General features: G+C 56.9%; 16 protein-coding genes and 1 tRNA gene. 12 read left to right on the forward strand and 5 right to left on the reverse strand.

Features of this window, described 5'->3' with window-relative positions; all coding sequences use genetic code 11:
* Positions 1 to 35: 35 nt before the first annotated feature.
* From ACWBU6_RS02485 to ACWBU6_RS02495, 3 genes are all read left to right on the forward strand, one after another.
* Positions 36 to 2,042 carry a M13 family metallopeptidase gene (locus ACWBU6_RS02485; RefSeq protein WP_452649516.1) on the forward strand — a complete coding sequence of 669 codons (2,007 nt, stop codon included), beginning with the start codon at positions 36 to 38 and terminating at the stop codon, positions 2,040 to 2,042.
* Between the two features lie 117 nt (positions 2,043 to 2,159).
* Positions 2,160 to 4,187 carry a M13 family metallopeptidase gene (locus tag ACWBU6_RS02490; RefSeq protein ID WP_452647301.1) on the forward strand — a complete coding sequence of 676 codons (2,028 nt, stop codon included), beginning with the start codon at positions 2,160 to 2,162 and terminating at the stop codon, positions 4,185 to 4,187.
* 83 nt (positions 4,188 to 4,270) lie between these two features.
* Positions 4,271 to 6,280, forward strand: coding sequence for a M13 family metallopeptidase (locus ACWBU6_RS02495; RefSeq protein ID WP_452647302.1), 2,010 nt, complete (start codon positions 4,271 to 4,273; stop codon positions 6,278 to 6,280).
* A 117-nt stretch (positions 6,281 to 6,397) separates the two neighbouring features.
* Here the strand turns inward: ACWBU6_RS02495 and ACWBU6_RS02500 are convergent, their stop codons facing one another.
* A complete protein-coding gene (locus ACWBU6_RS02500) occupies positions 6,398 to 6,940 on the reverse strand; it encodes a c-type cytochrome (protein ID WP_452647303.1) in 543 nt (180 codons plus the stop codon).
* 153 nt (positions 6,941 to 7,093) lie between these two features.
* Between ACWBU6_RS02500 and ACWBU6_RS02505 the strand changes: the two genes are divergently transcribed.
* Positions 7,094 to 7,169, forward strand: a tRNA-Arg gene (locus tag ACWBU6_RS02505).
* 223 nt (positions 7,170 to 7,392) lie between these two features.
* Here the strand turns inward: ACWBU6_RS02505 and ACWBU6_RS02510 are convergent.
* Together ACWBU6_RS02510 and ACWBU6_RS02515 are read right to left on the reverse strand one after the other, a co-directional pair.
* The gene (locus ACWBU6_RS02510; protein WP_452647304.1) at positions 7,393 to 7,839 is read right to left on the reverse strand and encodes a hypothetical protein; all 447 of its coding nucleotides are present in this window, start codon (positions 7,837 to 7,839) and stop codon (positions 7,393 to 7,395) included.
* Positions 7,840 to 7,892: 53 nt separating this feature from the next.
* Positions 7,893 to 8,543, reverse strand: coding sequence for a hypothetical protein (locus tag ACWBU6_RS02515; protein ID WP_452647305.1), 651 nt, complete (start codon positions 8,541 to 8,543; stop codon positions 7,893 to 7,895).
* A gap of 642 nt (positions 8,544 to 9,185) precedes the next feature.
* On the opposite strand from ACWBU6_RS02515, the gene ACWBU6_RS02520 reads away from it, so the two are divergent.
* From ACWBU6_RS02520 to ACWBU6_RS02550, 7 genes are all read left to right on the forward strand, one after another.
* A complete protein-coding gene (locus ACWBU6_RS02520; RefSeq protein WP_452647306.1) occupies positions 9,186 to 10,292 on the forward strand; it encodes an AAA family ATPase in 1,107 nt (368 codons plus the stop codon).
* A gap of 14 nt (positions 10,293 to 10,306) precedes the next feature.
* Complete coding sequence (locus tag ACWBU6_RS02525) at positions 10,307 to 12,550, forward strand: S8 family peptidase (protein WP_452647307.1); 2,244 nt, start codon at positions 10,307 to 10,309, stop codon at positions 12,548 to 12,550.
* 329 nt (positions 12,551 to 12,879) lie between these two features.
* Positions 12,880 to 14,391 carry an IS21 family transposase gene (gene istA / locus ACWBU6_RS02530; protein WP_452644063.1) on the forward strand — a complete coding sequence of 504 codons (1,512 nt, stop codon included), beginning with the start codon at positions 12,880 to 12,882 and terminating at the stop codon, positions 14,389 to 14,391.
* A complete protein-coding gene (gene istB / locus ACWBU6_RS02535) occupies positions 14,384 to 15,178 on the forward strand; it encodes an IS21-like element helper ATPase IstB (protein WP_452644064.1) in 795 nt (264 codons plus the stop codon). The genes istA and istB overlap by 8 nt, the downstream gene beginning before the upstream one ends.
* 216 nt (positions 15,179 to 15,394) lie before the next feature.
* The gene (locus tag ACWBU6_RS02540) at positions 15,395 to 15,913 is read left to right on the forward strand and encodes a PAAR domain-containing protein (protein ID WP_452647308.1); all 519 of its coding nucleotides are present in this window, start codon (positions 15,395 to 15,397) and stop codon (positions 15,911 to 15,913) included.
* Positions 15,910 to 16,617: a VRR-NUC domain-containing protein gene (locus ACWBU6_RS02545; protein ID WP_452647309.1), complete on the forward strand. Its 708-nt coding sequence runs from the start codon at positions 15,910 to 15,912 to the stop codon at positions 16,615 to 16,617. Before ACWBU6_RS02540 ends, ACWBU6_RS02545 begins: the two co-directional genes overlap by 4 nt.
* Before the next feature lie 9 nt (positions 16,618 to 16,626).
* Positions 16,627 to 17,712 (forward strand): type VI immunity family protein, encoded by a 1,086-nt coding sequence (locus tag ACWBU6_RS02550; protein ID WP_452647310.1) that lies wholly within the window; start codon positions 16,627 to 16,629, stop codon positions 17,710 to 17,712.
* A gap of 136 nt (positions 17,713 to 17,848) precedes the next feature.
* Here the strand turns inward: ACWBU6_RS02550 and ACWBU6_RS02555 are convergent, their stop codons facing one another.
* Complete coding sequence (locus ACWBU6_RS02555; protein WP_452647311.1) at positions 17,849 to 18,361, reverse strand: cold-shock protein; 513 nt, start codon at positions 18,359 to 18,361, stop codon at positions 17,849 to 17,851.
* Between the two features lie 167 nt (positions 18,362 to 18,528).
* Positions 18,529 to 18,858: a hypothetical protein gene (locus tag ACWBU6_RS02560; RefSeq protein WP_452647312.1), complete on the reverse strand. Its 330-nt coding sequence runs from the start codon at positions 18,856 to 18,858 to the stop codon at positions 18,529 to 18,531.
* Positions 18,859 to 19,525: 667 nt separating this feature from the next.
* Here ACWBU6_RS02560 and ACWBU6_RS02565 point away from each other — a divergent pair.
* On the forward strand, positions 19,526 to 20,515 hold the full coding sequence (locus tag ACWBU6_RS02565; RefSeq protein WP_452647313.1) for an acyltransferase family protein: 990 nt from the start codon (positions 19,526 to 19,528) through the stop codon (positions 20,513 to 20,515).
* Positions 20,516 to 20,548: the final 33 nt, after the last annotated feature.

A 20,548-nucleotide genomic window follows, 5' to 3' on the forward strand; every position in this document is an offset into this window, starting at 1 on the left:
AACGACATATCCTGAGCACCATTACCCTGAGCCTGATGGCGGCATTCGCCTATGCAGGCGGCCACGAGGGCCACGACCACAAGCCGGCTCCGACTTCCGGCATCGACACGCATTACATCGACAAGAGCGTGCGTGCCCAGGACGACTTCTTCCAGCACCTGAACGGCGAATGGCTGCGCACCACGGAGATCCCGGCGGACAAGTCGAGCTGGGGTTCCTTTGCCAAGCTGCGCGACGACACCCTGTTCCAACTGCGCGACCTGATTCAGGGCCTGCAGGGCCAGCAAGGCCTGAAAGGCGACGACGCCAAGATCGCCGCGCTCTACGCATCCTTCATGAACGAGGCCAAGCTGGAAAAGCTGGGCGTCAAGCCGCTGGCCGGCGAGTTGTCCAGGATCCGCGGCCTGAAAGACAAGAAGGGCATTCCTGCACTGGTCGCCCACTTCAACAAGAGCGGCATCCCTGCACCGTACGGTATTTATGTCGGCCAGGACGCGCGCAATTCGACGCAGTACGCCGCCCACTTGGGCCAGTCCGGCCTGGGCCTGCCTGACCGCGAGTACTACCTGAAGAAAGAAGACGCCAAGATGGCCGACGCGCTGGCCAAGTACGAACTGCACGTGGCCAAGGTGCTCGGCCTGGCCGGCAACAAGGACGGCGCCGCAAAAGCCAAGGCCATCGTCGCACTGGAAACCGAACTGGCGAAAGTGCAGTGGTCGCGCGTCGACAACCGCGACCCGGTCAAGCGCTACAACAAGATGGAAATCAGCAAGCTGGCCGAAGCCGCGCCAGGCTACGACTGGAAGGCAGCCCTGGGTGCTGCCGGCATCGCCGCCAAGACCGACAGCGTGATCGTGGCCCAGCCAAGCTATATGACCGAATTCGCCAAGCTGGTGGACAGCACGCCGCTGGAAACCTGGAAGTCCTACTTCGAATGGCACCTGCTGCGCGATGCCTCGCCTTACCTGTCGAAGGACTTCGACCAGGCCAACTTCGCGTTCTACGGCACGGTGCTGACCGGCGTGACCGAGCAGCAGCCACGCTGGAAGCGCGGCGTGGGCGTGGTGGAAGGCGCGATCGGCGAAGGCATGGGCAAGCTGTACGTGGCCAGTTACTTCCCGGCTGAACGCAAGGCGCGCATGGAAGAACTGGTGAAGAACCTGCTGGTGGCCTACAAGCAGAGCATCGACAGCATCGACTGGATGGGCCCTGAAACCAAGAAGCAGGCGCAGGACAAACTGGCCAAGTTCACCCCGAAAATCGGCTACCCGAACAAATGGCGCGACTACAGCAAGCTGCAGTTCAAGGAAGGTGACCTGATCGGCAATATGGACCGTGCTGCCGAATTCGCCTACAACCGCAACCTGGACAAGCTGGGCAAGCCGATCGACAAGGAAGAATGGGGCATGACTCCACAGACGATCAATGCCTACTATCGTCCAACCGCCAACGAGATCGTGTTCCCGGCCGCCATCCTGCAGCCGCCGTTCTTCGACATGAAGGCCGACGACGCCGTGAACTACGGCGCCATCGGCGCCGTGATCGGCCACGAGATCTCGCACGGCTTCGACGATTCCGGCTCGCAGTACGACGGCGACGGCAACCTGCGCGACTGGTGGACCGCGGAAGACCGCGCAGCCTTCAAGGTCAAGGCGGACGCCATGGTCAAGCAGTACAGCTCCTACGAGCCGGTGCCTGGCTATAACATCAACGGCAAGCTGACCCTGGGCGAAAACATCGCCGACAACTCGGGGCTGGCGATTGCCTACAAGGCGTACAAGATCTCCCTGGGCGGCAAGACTTCGCCGGTGATCGACGGCCTGACCGGCGAGCAGCGCGTGTTCATGGGCTTCGGCCAGGTATGGCGCACCAAGATGCGCGAGCAGCAGGCCATCGTGCAGATCAAGACCGACCCGCACTCTGCCGGCCGCTTCCGCGCCAACGGCACCGTGGTTAACCAGCCCGCCTTCTACGAAGCCTTCGGCGTGAAGGAAGGCGACAAGATGTTCGTCAAGCCGGAAGACCGCATCATCATCTGGTAAAACCCTCAACCATCCGGTTTTGGAAAAAAGCCACGCCCAAGCGTGGCTTTTCTTTCAACGTTTCCCTCCAACGTGCTAGAGTCGCGCGATACCGTCAATCTACCTGGGAGGGTAACCTTGAAACGCAAGATCCTGAGCGCCGTCATCATCGGCCTCTTCGCAGCCAATGCCGCTATCGCGGCCGGCAAGCCTGCACAAAAATCCGGCATTGAAACCGCCAACATGGACAAAGCCGTCCGTGCCCAGGACGACTTCTACCAGCACCAGAATGGCACCTGGCTGAAGAACACCGAGATCCCGGCCGAGCGCTCCACCTGGGGCACCTTCGTCCAGCTGTCCGACACCGTGCAGGCGCAACTGCGCACCCTGATCGAAGAAGCCGCAGCCAAAGGCGGCAACGCCGACGCCAAGCGCGTAGGCGACATGTACGCCGCCATGATGGACGAAGCCCGCGCCGAGCAACTGGGCCTGACCCCGCTGGCCGGCGAGCGCGCCCGCATCGCAGCCCTGAACGACAAGAAGCAGCTGGCCGCCCAGTTCGCGCACTTCTCGCGCATGGGCGTAAGCAGCCCGTTCGACGTCGGCATTCACCAGGACAACAAGGACTCGACCCGCTACGTGGCCGACCTGGCCCAATCCGGCCTGTCGATGCCTGATCGCGACTACTACCTGAAAAAAGACGATGCCAAGCTGGCCGACACCCTGGCCAAGTTTGAAGCCCACGTTGCCAGGATGATGGCCCTGGCCGGCGACAAGAATGCCGCCGCCACCGCCAAAGCCGTGGTCAACGTCGAAACCCGCATCGCACAGATCCAGTGGACCAAGGTCGAGCTGCGCGACCCGGTCAAGGCCTATAACAAATTCGAGATCGCCAAGCTGAAAGAGCTGATGCCCGGCTTCGACTTCGACACCTGGCTGGAAGGCGTGCATATCAAAGGCAAGGTGAAGGATGTGATCGTCAGCCAGCCGACCTACCTGCAGGCACTGGACAAGGTCATCGCCGAAGTGCCGATGGAAGACTGGAAGGCCTATATGGACTACCGTCTGCTGGCAACCCTCTCGCCGGAGCTGTCCAAAGCCTTCGTTGACGAGAACTTCTCGTTCTACGGCACCACCCTGAGCGGCGCCACCGAGCTGCGCCCACGCTGGAAGCGCGCCGTGTCCCTGACCGAAAGCGCGATGGGCGAGGCGGTCGGCAAGCTGTATGTGGCCAAGCACTTCCCGGCGGAGGCCAAGGAACGCATGGAGCTCCTGGTGAAAAACCTGAAGCTAGCCTTCAAGCAAAGCATCGACACCCTGGAGTGGATGAGCCCTGCGACCCGCAAGGAAGCCCACGCCAAGCTGGCCAAGTTCACCACCAAGATCGGCTACCCGAACAAATGGCGCGACTACAGCGCGCTGGTGATCAAGCGCGACGACCTGGTTGGCAACGTGATCCGCGCCAGCCAGTTCGAACACGAACGTAACGTGAACAAACTGGGCAAGCCGATCGACCGCGAAGAATGGCTCATGCCACCGCAGCAGATCAACGCCTACTACAACCCGGAGATGAACGAGATCGTATTCCCGGCCGCCATCCTGCAGCCGCCATTCTTCGACATGAAGGCTGACGACGCGGTCAACTATGGTGGCATCGGTGCCGTGATCGGCCATGAAATCTCGCACGGCTTCGACGACCAGGGTTCGCAGTTCGACGGCGACGGCAACCTGCGCAACTGGTGGACCGAAGAGGACGGCAAGCGCTTCAAGGAGCGCACCGGCATCCTGGTCCAGCAGTACGGCGAATTCGAAGCGCTGCCAGGCTACAAGGTCAATGGCGAGCTGACGCTGGGCGAGAACATCGGCGACAACTCCGGCTTGGCCGTGGCCTACAAGGCCTACAAGCTGTCGCTCAAAGGCAAGAAGGCGCCAGTGATCGACGGCTTCACCGGCGACCAGCGCTTCTACATGGGCTGGGCCCAGGTATGGCGCACCAAGTATCGCGATGCCGCGCTGATCTCGCGCATCAAGGCCGACCCGCATTCGCCAGGTCCGTTCCGCACCAACGGCACGTTGCGCAACCAGCCGGGCTTCTACGAAGCCTTCGGCGTGAAAGACGGCGACAAGCTGTACCTCGCACCAAAAGAGCGCGCAATCATCTGGTAAAAAGCGCCCCGCGCCCCCGTGTATCAGGTGTCAGACCCTGCGGGTCTGACACCGGTTTACCGGTTTTTGGAAGGACCCCGAAAATGAAAAAGCACCTCCTCGCCGCCGCCGCCGCGCTATTGGCCACAATGGCCACCGCCGCCGAAAAGTCCGGCATCGAACTGCAATACATCGACCCCGCCATCCGCGCCCAGGACGATTTCTTCAAGCACCTGAACGGCAAATGGCTCGCCACAGCCGAAATCCCGGCCGAAATGTCCAGCTGGGGCGTATTCGAAAAACTGTTCGAAGATATCCAGCCGCAACTGCGCAAAATCATCGAAGACTCCGCGCAAAACGCAGACACCGCCGACAAGAAACGCATCGGCGATTTCTACGCCTCCTTCATGGACGAAGCGCGGCTGGAGCAACTTGGCGTAGCACCAATCCAGCCCGAACTGGCCCGTATCGCCGCGCTGACCGACAAGAAGCAACTGCCGGCCCTGTTCGCGTACCACAACCGCCACAACTTCGCGGCGCCAATGGACTTGGCCATCCACCAGGACAACAAGGACTCCACCAAATACGTGGTGGACTTCGTGCAGTCCGGCCTCGGTATGCCAGACCGCGACTACTACCTGAAAAAAGACGACGCCAAGATGGCCGAAACGCTGGCCAAATACCAGGCCACGGTCGAGAAAATGCTGGCGCTGGCCGGCGACGCCAATGCTGCCGCCAACGCCAAAGCCATCGTCGCCTTCGAAACCAGAATCGCACAGCTGCATTGGGACAAGGTCGAGCTGCGCGACCCGGTCAAAGCCTACAACAAAGTGCCAGTCGCCAAGCTGCGCGAACTGATGCCGGGTTATGACTGGAACGCCTACCTGAAGGGCCTGGGCATCGCCGGCAAAGTCGATTACGTGATCGTCAGCCAGCCAAGCTACCTGAAAGCGCTGGACAAGCTGCTGGCTGAAACCCCGCTCGACACACTCAAGCCTTACTTCGCCTGGAACGTCATTCGCGCCAACGCGCCATTCCTGCCCAGTGCTTTTGTGGAAGCTAACTTTGAGTTCTACGGCAAGCAATTGGGTGGCGCCACCGAAATGCGCCCACGCTGGAAGCGCGGCGTCTCCGCCACGGAAGACGCGCTGGGCGAAAGCATTGGCAAAGTGTATGTCGAGCAGCACTTCCCGGCGGCCAACAAGGCCCGCATGGAAGAACTGGTAAAGAACCTGCTGGTGGCCTACAAGGACAGCATCGACAAGCTTCCCTGGATGAGCGCAAAGACCAAGAAAGAAGCGCAAACCAAGCTGGCCAAGTTCACGCCGAAAATCGGCTACCCGAACAAATGGCGCGACTACAGCGCGCTGACCATCGACCGTAATGACCTGATAGGCAACGTGAATCGCGCCACCGAGTTCGCGGTACAGAAAGAGCTGGACAAGCTGGGCAAGCCAATCGACCGCGACGAATGGGGCATGACGCCGCAAACCGTCAACGCCTACTACAACCCGGAGCTGAACGAGATCGTATTCCCGGCCGCCATCCTGCAGCCGCCGTTCTTCGATGCCAACGCCGACGACGCCGTGAACTACGGTGCTATTGGCGCCGTGATCGGCCACGAAATCTCGCACGGCTTCGACGACCAGGGCGCCCAGTACGACGGCGACGGCAACTTGCGCGACTGGTGGAGCAAGCGTGATCACGCCAACTTCAAGGCCAAGACGCAGATGCTGGTCAGGCAGTACGGCGCCTTCAGCCCCGTCAAAGGCTACAAGGTAAATGGTGAGCTGACTCTGGGAGAGAACATTGCCGATAACTCGGGCTTGGCAATCGCGTACAAGGCCTACAAGCTGTCGCTGGGCGGCAAGCCCGCACCGGTGATCGACGGCTTTACCGGTGAACAGCGCTTCTACCAGGGCTGGGCGCAAGCATGGCGCGCCAAGTCGCGTGAAGCGGCGCTGATCCGCCAAGTCACCACCGACCCGCACTCGCCGGAAGAATTCCGCGCCAACGGCACCCTGCGCAACCAGCCCGGCTTCTACGACGCGTTTGGCGTGAAAAAGGGCGACAAGATGTACCTCGCACCGAAAGACCGCGTAATCATCTGGTAAGCCGTCCGCCGCATATACGGGGGCACTGACCCTGCGGGTCAGACCCCGGTTTGCGGTTTAAACAGGCAAAAAAAAACCGCTCCAATCCGAGCGGTTTTTTTATACCTGGCGAGAAGCTCAGCCCTTATTAGGCTCCGCAGCCGGCGCCTCAGCAGCCGGAGCAGCCTGCTTGACTTCAGGCTCCTTGAACTTGCCACCGGACTGATTCACCATAAACACAACAGCGCGCGCCACTTCCACATCATCCAGGTCCGGATTGCCGCCCTTGGCAGGCATTGCCTTCAAACCTTCGACAGCATGCTTCACGACAGTGTCGTAACCCTGAGCAATACGAGCACCCCAGGCGCCGTTATCGCCGACTTTAGGAGCACCAGCAGCGCCGGAGGTATGGCAAGCCGCGCAGGTCGCGGCGTAAACCGCTTCGCCGGTCTGCAGTACTTTAGGAGCGTTCACGTCTTTCAGGGTGAAGCCATTATCCGCAACAGGCTTCAGGCGGGCAGCGATAGCTTCCTCACTTTGGCTTTCCGAACCCGCGCCAGTCAGTTTTTCCTGGGTCACAAACTGCACCAGCAAAACAATGCCAATGATGGTAACAGCGAAGAAACCTACAACGGCAGCGACCAGCTGCTTAGGCGTTCTGATAGCGGATTCGTGGCTCATGATTTCCTTAGGACAGTTTTTCAAAAAGCTGCTAGAGGGTTATCTTTTTGGCATTTTTTATGCCGCGCCCTCGTCAAACCTGCGATTATAGTCGGAAACCCCTAGCTATGGAATGGAATTCCGGCTATCCTTCGTGTCTCTTCAGTATCACCTGCGGCTGTAGCTCAGTGGATAGAGTATCGGCCTCCGAAGCCGAGGGTCGTGGGTTCGATCCCCGCCAGCCGCGCCATATAAATCAATCGGATAGGTATCCCCTTACTCTGCGGTTTCTCCGCTGGGTTACATCGGGGTTACATGAATCTGATTTCAACAGACGCTGGGACTATTTCGCAGTTGCGAAATTCCCCCAGGTTTGATGTATAATTTCGAGCAGAGGTGCAGGGGCGCAGGACAGAATTACGTTACCCTGGACTGCATCTCCGTAGTTATTCGGCCATCCTTGATGGCCGTTTTCATTTTTGGATCGTGTTCGGTTTGCGGTCGCCTTTAGGGATTACCGAGAATAGCTCGGCTTTTGGGCGCTTGGCATACAGCTCAAGTACCGCAAGATCTTGGACGCTGCCCCCGTATGCATCGTTGCGTCGTGTCTCATTGAGCAAGCCAGTCATTTTGGGGTGAGCTACCGCAATTGAGTGCTCTGCCAGTGCGCCGGAAACCATTTGCAGCATGTCATCAATCGTGTACCCGTCGCGGCTTCGGCTTTCATAAAAGTGCCTTCCCAGGAACAGAATCTCGGGATCTTCCAACGGCGGCTTACCTTCTTTTTCGCGCAGTGCATTTATCTCAGCATGTTGCTGCGCTGTTAAGAATCCAACGGATATTACCCTTGGACGCTCTCCTTCTTTGAGCAATTCTAGATTTGCTCGTACTAGATCGAGCGCATTCGGAGACAGTGGCATAGTTGTTTTTGTTTTAATGAATAAGGCGGAGTAAGGCTAGCTGCTATGCCACGTTAGTCACCAGACTGCGAAGTTGTTTGTGCGGCGGGCGTGGGCGATGTAGCTGGAGTCGAATCCGGTGTTGCTGGTGGGCTGGGAGTCGTCGCCGCACTGGCTGCTGCGGCCGTAGCCCAAAACTGCCGTAACTCGTCTAGCTCCCCCATGGCACCAACTTCTGCCAGGCGATCAAGGAAGCGCGAATACAATCCTGTCTGGATCTTTCCAGCCACTTTCAGGTTTTCCATTGCCGCATTGGGGTTGGTGAGCAATACGTAATGAAAGTCACCACTCGGCCCCGGTTCAGCACGGATGAAAAGCAGATCACGCAATACCTTCATGCGCCTGCGCCAAGTATCCACGGCCCGTATCCCAACAAAGCCAGCTTCACTTGCAAAGGTGGCAGGGTTCTCGATCACCAACATCGGGTGATCTGGTGACCGCGCCCAAAGGCAGAAGAGTGCGTGTCCAGCAGGTTGTCCTTTGCTCTGCTCATCAATTGCTTGCATAACCAAGGGCATGGTTCGAGGCATGGTTGTGAAGCCGTCATTCTTCTTGCGCGTCCAGAGCCACGCATCAGGCATGCCAGGGAAATGCAAATCCATTTGTTGCTGAGCGCGCTCAGCCATTTTTACGCGCCGTGCTGACGCCTGTTTTCCATTTGCCATAATGTCTACTTTCCGTTGTGCATTGGGATGGCGTCAGTGTCCACTTCTATACGAAATGGAGCAACCAGTATTGGCGCGCGCGTAACCCTATCATTAGGGCCTATCGAAACGAATTTTCAACAGGCCAAGATTTCGTAAAATCATACGATACAATGTAATGTATTGCGCGATTCCGCACATAAAATTTAAATTATGTGTTAAAAAACAATAATTTATAGCGTCGCTGTGTGCTCCGAGTGCTCGGAGTGCTCCGCGTACTCCATGTGCTCCGAGTGCTCAAGGGGATATATAAGGGGGCGCCGCAGCGCCCCCGGGGGAATGGTAATCGCCCCGCAAATGACAAGAAGTATTGTGAATGCCCGCTTCGGGGCCACTAGCTGCTCCGCTCCGCGAGCGTGGCTCCGCTGCACAAGTTGAGTAGTGCCTGACGTGCCGATCCTTAACTTCGCCGCCCTTTGTGGTCCCACCTTTCTTCCCAAAGCCGCAGTCCTCCGCCTACTTTGCTCACATTGCTTCGCGGAATTGTGTAAATACTGATTGTTTACACAGGTCTTTTATTGTAGTATGTGGACTAAAATTTAGGTGGTGCGAAAAAAATGTTCCACATTTTTTCCCGCATGGATAGAATGCATGGAGAGAGATATGGACAATAATTACATCGATGCAGAAAGTTTGGTCCACTTCGCGCGATTGGCGCTGGAGGGTAACCATTCGGACGTCGTCGCCTATGTGCGAAAAATAGCGAGACGGGTCGCTCGGTTCGATCCTGCTGTCGGCGATCAACTCGCAACCATGGCGCAGAGTTCAAATGCTCCTCGTACAGCAATGTTGAGGGGAAGCGAAGTTGAACGTCTTCCTGTGGACATGGATTCCAGGTTGCAGCTTGCGCGACTGGAGGACGGGGTCAGTTTGGACGTAGAACCGATCTGGCAGGGCGCAGTAAAGGAGCGGCTCCAGCAAGTTCTCGTCGAGCGTTCAAAGTTCAAGGAACTCGCGCTGGCAAATTTGGCGCCGACTAGGAGCATGCTATTTACTGGTTTGCCAGGAGTGGGCAAGTCTTTAGCTGCGAAATGGCTGGCAAAATCGTTGGGCCTCCCATTGCTCACGGTTGACCTGGCGGCAGTAATGAGCAGTTTCTTGGGCCGAACAGGGAACAACATTCGCAATGTGCTCGACTACGCTAAATCCGTTGACTGTGTCCTATTCTTGGATGAGCTGGATGCGCTCGCCAAGAGGCGCGACGATGCAACTGAAGTTGGCGAACTCAAGCGATTGGTGACGGTGCTATTGCAGGAGATAGATTCTTGGCCAGCGCATGGCTTGATGCTGGCCGCGACGAACCATCCGGACTTACTTGACCCTGCCGTATGGCGTCGCTTTGACATGATCGTTGAGTTTCCATTGCCGAATAGCGAAAGCATTCGCACTGCGCTTGCCAGCTGGATCGGCGACGACAGTGAAGTGCCTGAGGCAATTCTAGATGCCGTGCCAGTTGTACTTTCAGGTGTCTCGTTCAGTGACCTTAAACGCATTATTTCGCAGCTTAAAAGAAACGAAATTGTTGCAGGCGTACCGTTGGCAGAAGGGTTGGGTGCACTGATCGGACAACGCATAGATGCATTGCCTAAGGCGGAAAAGTTCCGTGTGGCACAGAATTTGTTGAATGCGGGAATGAGTCAGCGAACGGTAAACTCGTTGACCGGGCTTAGCAGAGACACTATTAGAAAGCACTGTGAGGTAGTTTCTTAATCGAAGGAGCCAAAATGGCGGAGCGGAAGAATTTCCTACTTGGATATGGCGAGCGATTGACGGCGAAGATTCCAGCTCCCCGTAGTGGTGGCCCGAAGTCGCATCCATACACTTTCGCGGAGGCGCGTGAACGTCTCAAGCCGAAACTTGATCATCTAGTTCAAGAAATCGGGAAGCTACCGGCTGATGCTTGTCCAAACGAACAGGTTGTGGCCGTTCTCACGCTGCACCCGTCTTACATGGCGAAGTCTTACTTCCCTGACGAGCTGCTAAGCGCAGTAGGGCTGCGTCACGTCGGTAGCCGCCGTCGCACGGTGCGTCCGGAAAAATGGGGAAAGAAACGTCACAAAGAAAACGCGCTCACAACAGAACTGTTCGTTTCGGGACCGCGCCGATATTTTGCCGACTGGGCAAACTATCTTTCCAGCTGGTCTGAGCAAACAAGGGGAGCAGACGAACTGATCGAGTTGGAAGACGTCTATTTGATGGCGCCAGAAGACCGCGTAAAGCCAGTTGCAAGCACCAGCGAGCTGCCCCTTTTCGAGATTGTGCTGCATGCCAATGCATTGCCTGAGTCACAGTTCATTATTTCCGGCTTTGCAAACTACCTTCACAAACTGGGAATCAAAGCTGATATGGACCGCCGTATTCATGTTGGCGGGCTGTGCTTTATCCCGGTACGGACTTCAGAAGCCAAGCTGAATCAATTGGCGAAGTTCTCATTCCTGCGTGTCGCGCGCGAGATGCCAAAACTTCGGGTTGTCGAGAACTCCGTGGGTGTATCAACAGACAGTCATAATGCGCCGTTGTTAGGACTCTCTGATAGTTCTGTACTTGATCCAAACGTCCGCGTGGCGATTTTTGATGGCGGATTGCCACCTAATTCGGTTTTATCTACCTGGGTCACCAGCAAGGAGCCGCGTGGTATCGGTAAGGCCGTTCCACACTATCTGAAGCACGGTCAGCACGTCACGTCAGCCTTGTTGTTTGGGCATCTAGGAGACGGGAAGTTGGTTACGAAGCCACCATGCCGCGTAGACCATTGGCGAGTGCTTGACGAGCAATCTGGTGTCAATGACCCGCACGTGCAGCTCTTTGATGTGATTCAACGCATCCATAATGTGCTTTCGACGAATAAGTATGACTTCATAAATCTGAGTCTTGGTCCTGACATGGCCATCGAAGATGATGATGTGCACGTCTGGACAGCGGTTCTCGACAGCTACCTTGCAACAGGGGAGACACTGGCTACGATTGCTGTCGGAAATAATGGGGAGGGCGATCCCGCATCGGGTCTTGCACGCATCCAGCCACCATCAGATTGCGTGAACGCTATGGGGGTTGGCGCGTGCGATTCGGTAACTGGAAAGTGGGGACGTGCGCCTTATAGCGCGATGGGACCCGGGCGCAATCCAGGCGTAATCAAACCTGACGCGGTGTGTTTTGGAGGGGTCGATGATAAGCCGTTCGTCGTCTTGAACGAGTCGGGTACGCTTGAAGGGACGACTGGGACTAGCTTCTCCTCGCCTGCAGCACTGCGCCTAGGGGTAAGTATGCGTGCTGTCTTGGGAACGCCAATTTCGCCGCTCGCTGCTAAGGCCTTACTTGTTCATCACTGTGAACGCATTAAGCATCATCCACATCAGGAAGTTGGGTGGGGGCGGATTCCAGAAAGTATCGAAGACCTCATTACATGCGACGATAATACTGCCCACATTATCTACCAGGGGTATCTTGAGCCATCTAAGTATCTCCGTGCATCGATTCCAGTGCCGGCGGGCGCACTCGCCGGAAAGTTAAACTTGAAAGCGACTTTCTGCTTTGCGTCGGAAACCGATGCTCAAGACCCAGTGAACTACACACGAAGTGGACTTGAGGTCACATTTAGGCCACATGACACAGCAAAAACTGATCCGAACCAGCAGAATCCAGATACGGCTCCTTTCTTCAAGAGCGACATCTATCGGTTTGCGGACGAATTAGAGCTGCGCGACGATGTTGCAAAGTGGGAGACGACCTTGCATAAATCCATCAGCATTGACGGTGGAAAACTCAAAAATCCAATGTTTGACATTCACTACAATGCTCGGGAGGGCGGAGGTATTGCGAAGGCGCCTAACCCAATGCCCTATGCGTTGGTCGTAACAGTGCATGCGCCCGATATTCCGGACCTTTACGACAGCATTGTGCGTCGTTATAGGACGCAGTTGGAGATGCTGCAGCCTGTCATCCAGATTCCAATTCAAGTGCGGCGGTAAGCCTGGTCGGGGGAGGGCTTCCGAACAGGAAGCCGCCAACACTTCCCGCCACCATCCGGCACATCAATCTGGACACCGCCAGCACTACATCCTATGGAGCATACGCTGCGCAGTGGATCAGCGCATCCGCTAAAGCTGTGGCGAAGATCAGCTACCTCAACAGCGCCAACTATAGGGGTAACATGGTAACGGTTGCAGGTCGGCGTTGGCTTTGTGTTGCCGCCGACCGAAAATTGACCCACTTTGAGGGCTGATGCCGACTGAAAATTGACCCAGGTGTTCTACTACTCCCGCCTATTTTTTGGGCAGGAGATAATAAGGTGATCACCATGGAAATGTTAGGTAAAGTTCGACGGATGTACCTGCGCGACAAGCTGTCGCTGCACGAGATCGCGAAGCGCACGGGCCTGTCCCGCAACACGCTGCGCAAATGGCTACGCAAGCCGGAAGACGCGCCACCGCCGCGCTATCGGCGAGAATCGGCACCCACCAAGCTGAGCGAGTTCCACGCCACACTGGAGCAGGCGCTCAAAGCTGACACCCACCGCAACAAGCAGAACCGGCGTACCGGGAAAGCGCTGTTCGCCCAACTCAGGGCCGAAGGCTACGTCGGCAGTTACAGCCGGGTTACCGACTTCATCCGGGAATGGCGTGGCCGCGAAGGCAAGGCGGCAGAGGCTTTCGTCCCGCTCAGCTTCGAGCTGGGCGAAGCGTTTCAGTTCGACTGGAGCGAGGAAGGCATGGTGGTCGGCGGCATCTACCGGCGTCTGCAGGTGTCGCACATGAAGCTGTGCGCCAGCCGCGCCTTCTGGCTGGTGGCCTACCCCAGTCAGGGACACGAGATGCTCTTCGACGCCCACACCCGCTCGTTCACAGCGCTGGGCGGCGTGGCCCGGCGCGGCATCTACGACAACATGAAGACGGCGGTCGACAAGGTCCAGAAAGGCAAGGGCCGCGTGGTCAACACGCGCTTCACCGTCATGTGCGCGCACTACCTGTTTGAGCCCGATTTCTGCAACGTGGCCTCAGGCTGGGAAAAGGGCGTAGTGGAGAAGAACGTGCAGGATAGCCGGCGCCGGATCTGGATCGAAGCCCAAGACCGCCAGTTCGCTTCCCTCGCTGAATTGAACGCTTGGCTCGGAGAGCGCTGCCGGACGCTGTGGGGAGAATTGCAGCACCCGGAGTACGAGGCGCTGAGCGTGGCCGACATGCTGGAACAGGAGCAGGCCCACCTGATGCCCATGCCCACGCCGTTCGACGGCTACGTGGAAAAGGCGGCGCGGGTGTCGTCCACCTGCCTGGTCACCGTGCACCGCAACCGTTATTCAGTGCCGTGCGAGCTGGCCGGGCAGATGGTGAGCACAAGGCTGTACCCGACCCGCGTGTGCGTGGTGGCCGGCGATGCGCTGGTCGCCACCCATGAACGCATCGTCGATCGCAAGCAGGTGTGCTACGACTGGCAGCACTACATCCCGCTAGTGCAGCGCAAGCCCGGTGCGTTGCGCAACGGCGCCCCCTTTGCCGACATGCCCGCGCCGCTGCAGCGGCTGCGGCAAGGCTTGCTGCGCCACGCCGGCGGCGACCGGCTCATGGCGCAGGTGCTGGCGGCCGTGCCCGGCGCCGGCCTGCCGGCAGTGCTGGTGGCGGTGGAGCTGGTGATCGAGTCCGGCGTGCTCAGTGTCGAGCACGTCGAGAATGTGCTGGCCCGCCTGAGTGCCGCCCCGCCGCCGGCACATGCCGAGACCAGCCTGGTATTGAAGGAGGCGCCGGTAGCCAACACCAGCCGCTATGACAGCCTGCGCGAGACGGCTGGCAGCAGCGCGGAGGTGAACCATGCGTGACCTGATCAAGGAATTGAAGGGCCTGCGCCTGCACGGCATGGCCGACGCTTGGACCGATCTGGTGGCGCAAGGAGAGCACGCCGTGTCGTCGTCCAAATGGCTGATTGAGCACCTGCTGCGCGCCGAGCACACGGACCGCGCCATGCGTTCGGTGAACCATCAGATGAACGCCGCCAAATTCCCCGTGCACCGCGACTTGGCCGGCTTCGACTTCGCGGCATCCAGGGTCGATGAGGCCCTGGTGCGGCAACTGGCCACGCTGGCCTTCACCGATACGGCGCAGAACGCAGTGTTCATCGGTGGCCCCGGCACCGGCAAGACGCATTTGGCGACGGCCATCGCGGTGGCGGGCATTGCCTCAATGGGCAAGCGGGTGCGCTTCTACTCGACGGTCGATCTGGTCAATGCGTTGGAGCGCGAGAAGCGGGAAGGCAAGGCCGGTCGGCTGACACAGTCGTTGATGCGGATCGACCTGGTCATCCTCGACGAACTGGGGTATCTGCCGTTCAGCCAGGCCGGCGGCGCGCTGCTGTTCCACCTGCTCTCGAAGCTGTACGAACATACCAGCGTGGCCATCACGACGAATCTGAGCTTTGCTGAATGGTCCGCCGTGTTCGGCGACGCTAAGATGACCACGGCGCTGCTAGACCGGCTGACGCACCACTGCCACATCGTGGAGACTGGCAACGACTCCTACCGCTTCCAGCACAGCAGTATGGCGGCCAAGGGGCGGATCAAGGCGCGGGAGCAAAAACAGAAGGCCGGGAAGGCGGACTTTCCGGTGTAGCTTTGAAGACAGGATGTATAACGATATAAATCGTTTACTCCGTTAATTAACTATTGAACTGACTAAGGGGGGATTCACGGCGGGCTGCGCCCACCGCGAATCCCCCCTGTCTTTGGTACACTTATCCACAGACGCCGGCTCCCAAAGCAGCGTCCCGCCCTGGGTCAAAATTCAATCGGCAGGGTGGGTCAAAATTCAGTCGGCGCCAACAGCTCCATGGTTTCCGACACCAACGGGAAGGGCTGGGCGCGTGTGGGCGATATGGTTTCGTGCCCGCGCTGTAAGGGCGTGTTCCCCATCACCCAGGGCGACCAAAGTCTCGTCGATGAGGGTAAAGCAGTGGCCTACCATGGCTGCAAGACTGCTTGCGGTGCCACCCTCATTTCCGGCCAGGTCGTCACATCTACAAAACCCTCCGCCGGCTCTGCGCCAAAGTCAGAGAGCATAGCCACGACACCGGCCTTGTCACAAGGATTTGGCTTAATCGGTCCGACGGTCCTGAGCGCATACCAGGATGAAGCCGTTGCAGGGAGCGACAACCCCAAATTCCGCGGCAGGTTCCAAGTTGTGGACGCCGCGACTGGTGAACCTATTCGCGACCAGGCGGTGCGTTTGCGCTCCACCAGCGGCCAGTACATCACCGGAAGCACTGATGCTGATGGCTACACGCAATGGGTGGAACGCGACGCACAGGAATCGTTGGCATTCGATTTGATTCAGGACTCGGCTACATGACCACACCACCTCAACCGCCGCTCGCAACTGGGCCGACCAGCCCGCAAGGCTCAACGACCGTCGTAAAGCTCAATACTCCGCAGTTGGATACCGCCGACAAAAAGGTGCTTTGCAGTGCAGTATGTCATTGCAAGAACACGCCTGGAATTGGCAAGGACGGTCGGTCCTTGAAGCAAGTCTGCGTGTCCAACCAGTTGAAGGGACTCGACGAAACACTGCAACACCGAAGCCCATACAAGCCAGAGATTAGCTATGACATGACAAAGAGTCCGCCGGAACCCTTCATGGACAAGGAGGTCGAGACTAAAAGCCGCGACCTCTGGCCTGGTTGGACGAAGACCCTATGGCCAAAGGACCCGACTCGACCCGTGCCCTACAAACCAGGCAAAGGGTACGTTCGGCGACCAGATGTGGTCATCGTTAATGACCCGACGAAGCCCCCAACACAAGACAACATCAAGAAAGTCGTCGAGGTAAAATTTCCGCCAGACGAATATGGTAGTCAGCAGCGTGAAGCGTATGCAACCATCGCAGGCGACGAAAAGAAGTTGGTGACGCTGTCTCCGGATGACTGCGACTGTGACAAGTCAGAGCCAGACGGACCCAAAGTGCCTGTTGAAGACGCGGGGAAGGTCGGTGCAATCCTAGCCCTGCTTTACATGATTATGACTAAACGACCGCCTCCTCGTGGATTGGCCTACTAAGAATCGAATATGAGCGAATTGCCTTTTGACCCTATTCAGTTGATGCGCGAGCATCCCGAAGAGCTTGAATTCCCAGGCGGCCTTCTTACCAAGAAAGGCGCGCAATCTTATGTCGGAAGCGTGCCGGCCATTGCAGGTACGCTGTTCTTTGGCGATGCACATCTTCCAGAAGTTCGGGAGGCCATCTGCAAATGCTTTGATGAATTCAAGGACCTGGCTGGGAAGCATTTGACCTGGCTATTTCGCGAAGACCCTCCTGAAGGACGCAGTGCGAGTAAGCTAGCCTATGAGAATACAAAGCCAATGCGCACCATGATGGCCGCTTTGGAGCCGGATGATGCGGTTAGCTTCCACTATACGAGCGGCAAGCGAGTAAATGATGCCGGTCCATGGGAGTTTCAGGCATTCGGGCTTCAGGATTGGTGCGCGAAGGCCGGCGACCGGGGTTTGAGCGGATTGCGTTTCAGCTTCCCATTGCTATTTGTGGAAGATAACCCAAGAGCATTCCAGGCGATGTTCGTGAGTTTTGCGAAGCGCCTTCGCGCAGTTCACGGCTACGGTGGATATAGTCTGAATCTGTCGGCCATAAAATATGATGAGAACCAAGCATTCGAATCGGTCATCGCCTCCAAAATGCTCGGGTTCGACGCCGGAATTTTAGTAAGCGGGGCGGTAAAGGCACACACCGGCATCAAAACAGTGTCGTGGCTGACCGCCGTCAATTACCAGCTGCTTGAAAAAGTAGGGGGCATGGACACGCTTCGTTCGGAGTTGCCGATGGACTGGTTTGCGACTTACGACTATGGTGATGGCGTAGTGATTCAGAGCGGTCCGAAGCCGGAAGCTGCTCCACTTGACGAATCTGGCGCAAAACCGGCCCTACTTGTGCTTCCCAACATGCTGTTCAAGCCGATACGAGCCCCGCATTACCGCCTTCATTTCGCTTCTGCGGGAAGCGAATTCCGGCTCATCGGCCTGGCTGCAGAAGAATGGCTTCAGCGCTTTGATATCGATGATGGCAAGCTGCTTGAATACAAAGCCCAGTTGCTGAAAGAACCGAAGCTAACTAAAGAATCAGTACTGCCACCCGCGTGAGAGTGTCCTAATAGGGCACAGAAAAGGCGGCAGTTGGAATGCCGCGAAAGAAGTCGAATCGCATTCTACGTCCGACTTTGGATTCAAGCCACAGATAAGGGACACAAGGGAGGCAAGTTTAATCACAGCTTGGCCATCATTTTGCAGTCCGCACTCTCCAAAAATGATGGCAGTTCTTACATTGAAAACCTGTCTGAGTTCCAACTGTTGCGGTAGTAGAACCAACACCACCGCACTTGATGCATGGACTTGTAATTTCCTCCTGCTTTTTGTTCTCGGCAAGTATGCTTCCTACGCCAGCACCCAATACGCCTCCGATTGGCCCCCCAATCAGTAGGCCTATCGCACCAAAAATCCCTGCCCCAGTGAGGGTTTGCGCGACCGGCGTTTCGGCGGCTACTGCGCGAAACGTTGGTTTTCCATAGTACGGCGAATTTGGGCGCACGCTTTTTCGTGCGGTGATTTTCACATCGATTGCACTTTTTCGGCCGTCTTTTCCCGTTCCAATTTTGAACGAGGCTAAGTCCCCAGTATTTGGCGTATCGTCGCCGTTCAGTGCAGAAATATGAAAAAATATGTCGGATTCGCCAGGGACAACTATAAAACCGAAACCGCGATTGGCATTAAAGTACTTGATTGTGCCATTCATGAAATTTCAGTCCAGAACTAGTCGTTCGGCTTGGTCGTGCTTCTTTTGTCTTTCTTTGCAAAAAGCAATTTCCTTACAAACCAGCCGCGTAGTCGGAGAGTCCTCCATCAAACTCGATACATGTTGAACCTTCCCGCATTTCGAACATTTGGAATGCAATACGGTATTCATTTCTTAGATGCCCGGTTGCTCAGAATATAGAATTGTGCCGATTCAACGTTGTTGCTAACAACTTTAGCCAAGATTGCTTGCTTATCTATTGGCTGAACGCCGGCAGTCCATAGGTCGACGAAACGAACGCTCTCTTCCCTACAGCTATTTGCGGCGACTTTTGCAATGGTTTCAACGTTCGATACGCCGTCGTCCAATTGCACACTGTACTTATTCAGGCACTGCAAGGTTCGGGTATGGGCCTCTTTTGCAGCAGGGGACATTGCTTGAGCCATTGCATGCACCGCGGCTACGCTCAGAAAGACTCCGGTCAATATTTTTTTCATGGTGTTGTCACACTCGGAAATCGCAGGAAAACTTATGTAAAGGAAGCTGCAAGAATTATCTTGTGAAGTATATCGCATAATTTCTATGCAAACATGCTCTCCCACTGGTCGCTAACATTGGGTGCAGCGGGGGACATGCAAGAGCACCCGATGGCAGAAATGACCATTTTCGGTGACCATGCATATCAGAGCGAGCTGCTACAGTTAGACCAAAAGTCTGGCACGATATGCCAGCCGCAGATAATGCGGTATTACGCCGCATGCTGTGTGTTTGGAGCTATATTCTAGGAGGTCATCTTTCCGTGTTCGCGCTAGAAAATCTTGGGGAAAATCTTGGGGAAAATTTCCTCTGATTTTCTTCCCAAACCTTCCTCTCCTTGCCTAACACTGCCGGTATCGAATATGATGGGAATTCAAAGAGTTACGGTAAAACGAGCTACTTTTCCCAAACGCGAAAACGGCCTCCGAAGCCGAGGGTCGTGGGTTCGATCCCCGCCAGCCGCGCCACTCCCCCTCCTGTTTTCCCTGTCTGACACGGGAACAATCACTTCGCCGATTGCCATCGGCGCCGGACGGGCGTTGCATCCTTCCATCAAGCGCCATTTCGAAGTTGTATAACTTGCAATTCTGATGCAAAATAGGTACTCGACTTTCCGGGTGCAGCAATATGACGAACAAACCGAACCTTGACCTGCTGCGCGCGGTGGCGGTGCTGTTCGTGCTGTTCTCGCATGTACTGCGTATTGGTCAGCCCTCCCAATCGCCGGCCTTGTATGCGATGGGCCAGCTGGGCGTCATGATTTTCTTCGTGCACACCAGCCTGGTGCTCATGCAATCCCTTGAGCGGCAGCAGGCTAGTGGGTCTGCACTGTTCAAACGCTTTTATATCCAGCGCATCTGCCGCATCTACCCCTTGTCGATGACCCTGGTGCTCGGGATCTTCTTCCTGACGGACCAGCAGTGGACGTACTTCGAGCTGTTCACCAACCTGGCCCTGATCCAGAACCTGACCTATTCCAGGCTGATGAGTGACCCGCTGTGGTCGCTGCCCCTGGAAGTGCAGATGTACTTCATGCTGCCTTTCCTGTTCGTGTTTTTCCGCCACCGCCCGGTCAAATGGCTGCTGGCGTTCTGGGTGCTGTCGCTGCCGGTGGCAATGCTGCCGAACGTGCTGTCGCCGCGCCTGGGCGTGCTGTCATATCTGCCTTGCTTCCTCGGCGGCGTGATCGCCTGGCGCTTGCAGGGCAGGGAGCGCTTGCCCGCATGGGTGTGGCCGCTTGCCCTGGGCCTTGCCAGCCTGGCCTACATTCTGTTCGCCGATACGCGCACCAATTACTTTGCGCGCTGGTTGGTTTGCCTGGTTCTGGGGCTGGTCATCCCCTGGGTGCAACAACTCAGCGCTCCGCTCTTGAACTATGCCAGCAAGATCGTGGCCAAGTACAGCTATGGCATTTACCTGTTCAACTATCCGTTGATTGCCTTGTGTTTCGACACGCTGTCGGGCTTGCATCCTGCCCTGCAGTGGAGTTTGTTCTGGGTCTTGATGGTGGCACTGCCTTACCTGGGCTATCACCTGATCGAACACCCGATGATCAAGGTCGGTGCGGCATGGCGCGAGCGCAAGACTGTCGCCGCGAGCCAGCTCACCGGCGCATGATGCAGCGCAAAGCTTAGGCACCGTTCGTGGTGC

Source organism: Pseudoduganella sp. HUAS MS19 (assembly GCF_053615455.1).